This is a genomic window from Phytoactinopolyspora endophytica, assembly GCF_004138495.1.
Classification (GTDB): Bacteria; Actinomycetota; Actinomycetes; order Jiangellales; family Jiangellaceae; genus Phytoactinopolyspora; species Phytoactinopolyspora endophytica.
The window spans coordinates 250770-252277 of sequence record NZ_ML142857.1 but is presented as its reverse complement, the minus strand read 5'-3'; the positions used below and the strand labels follow the sequence as shown (position 1 = coordinate 252277).

Genomic DNA, 1508 nt, shown 5'->3' with positions numbered 1-1508 from the left:
ATCCTCGTCTGCTTGCTGATCGATTGCTTCTCGGCGTTATAGCCGCCACGGTGAACCAGTGGGTGCCATCCATAGCGACGATCTACCCGAGTGGACTTTGGGGCGTGCCACTCAGGTGACTTGGCCACGACGAGGTTCTCCAGCGGGTGAGTCGTCGATGGACTCTGTCGCAGATACTAGGGTCACGCCGCGCTTGCGGAGGTCGGCCATGACCATTGCATCGTCGAGCCGGTTGCGCGCCATGCGTGACAGTTTTTCTCATCGATACTTCGCTTTCTCCGTGCTGTGCGTTCGTCGCAGATGTCATGGCGCCGGAGCGCCTTGTGTGCTGGTTGCCAGGTGGGCGACCACTGGCTTGGCGCCAGGTGATCGCGACGGCGGATTCCCGCCAGCGGAGCGTGGTGTGATGATCCAGGGTGATCGTCATGACTATGTCATCGACAACGGCCGCCATGTCCGTGCTCAAAGGTATGTATGCAGCGGAGGCTGAGTATCTCGCCGCGGGTGGTCCGGGGAGTGCGTCGTTCGCGCTGCTCGTGCCATACTTTGCCCCGGATGTTGTGCTGTACCAGGCAGACTCCCTGCCCTACGGGGGAATCTGGCGCGGCCATGAAGGTCTGGAGCAGTTCTTTCTCGCGATGAGCCAAGCGTGGGACGCCTTCGAGATGGTGGATCAGGAGTTCCTGAGTGACACGAGTCCACTCGTCGTCCTGACTCGCGTGCGCGCACGTGCCCGGGCCACCGGGCGTGAGCTGCGCTTCCCGATCCTGCAGACGATCACGGTCGAGGACGGGCGCATCACCGAGGTGCATCCGTTCTACTGGGACACCGCAGCGATTGCGAAGGCCTGCTCGACCGGCTGATGGCCCGCCGCGACCTCGTCGAGGCCACAAACGCGGTGTTATCACGCCGCCGGTCGTAGCAAAGCGGGCCGGCGGCATTGATGCATCGCGGCAACAAGCTACGGCATCGGATGCCGAGCCGCCACGACTGTCCCCGTCCTGCGGTTCGATTCTCATCGAAACTGTGCAAGTGCAAGATAGGCGCAGAATCAATGAGAAAGCGCAATCAAGCATGAGAACCTACGTGTGCCACGAACGTGGAGAGGAGTTCGGTTGTAGGTAGAGCTTCTTGCCATGGCTGTGTAGGAGATGGACGTCCGTGGGTGTCTGGCGTGGGGATGCCCCGTTCACGTAGCGTGTTCAGCACCAGCCGAGGTTGTAGAGGTGGATGGCGTGGTCAACCTGGTCGGGGGAGGCTGCGGCGGCGCATCGGTACGCCGTGTCGGTGGAGGATGTTGCTGACCGTTCGCCGTTCGATGCCGAACCGGTCACTGAGTTCATAAACCGTCGCGCCGGCCTGGTAGCCCGCGATCAACTCCTCGACTTGATCGGCACCGAGTTGCCGGGCCCGCCGGGGGCCGATCGCGCGTGATCGACGGCGGCTCGGGCATATCGAGGCTGGGGAGCTTTTCACGGAGCTCTTCCAGGGCTCTGACCTGGTCTTTT

The 1508-nt window shown here is 62.4% G+C and carries 2 protein-coding genes and 1 pseudogene; 1 reads left to right on the top strand and 2 read right to left on the bottom strand.

Translation table 11 applies throughout. The annotated features are described in order from the left end of the window. Positions 1 to 111 precede the first annotated feature (111 nt). Positions 112 to 243 carry a hypothetical protein gene (locus ELR45_RS42835; protein ID WP_476704132.1) on the bottom strand — a complete coding sequence of 44 codons (132 nt, stop codon included), beginning with the start codon at positions 241 to 243 and terminating at the stop codon, positions 112 to 114. A 188-nt stretch (positions 244 to 431) separates the two neighbouring features. Here ELR45_RS42835 and ELR45_RS19045 point away from each other — a divergent pair, with 188 nt between their 5' ends. Continuing rightward, positions 432 to 863: a nuclear transport factor 2 family protein gene (locus ELR45_RS19045; RefSeq protein ID WP_205856860.1), complete on the top strand. Its 432-nt coding sequence runs from the start codon at positions 432 to 434 to the stop codon at positions 861 to 863. 205 nt (positions 864 to 1068) lie between these two features. Here ELR45_RS19045 and ELR45_RS42830 read toward each other — a convergent pair. Then, a pseudogene (locus tag ELR45_RS42830) lies at positions 1069 to 1508 on the bottom strand (hypothetical protein); the annotation flags it as partial.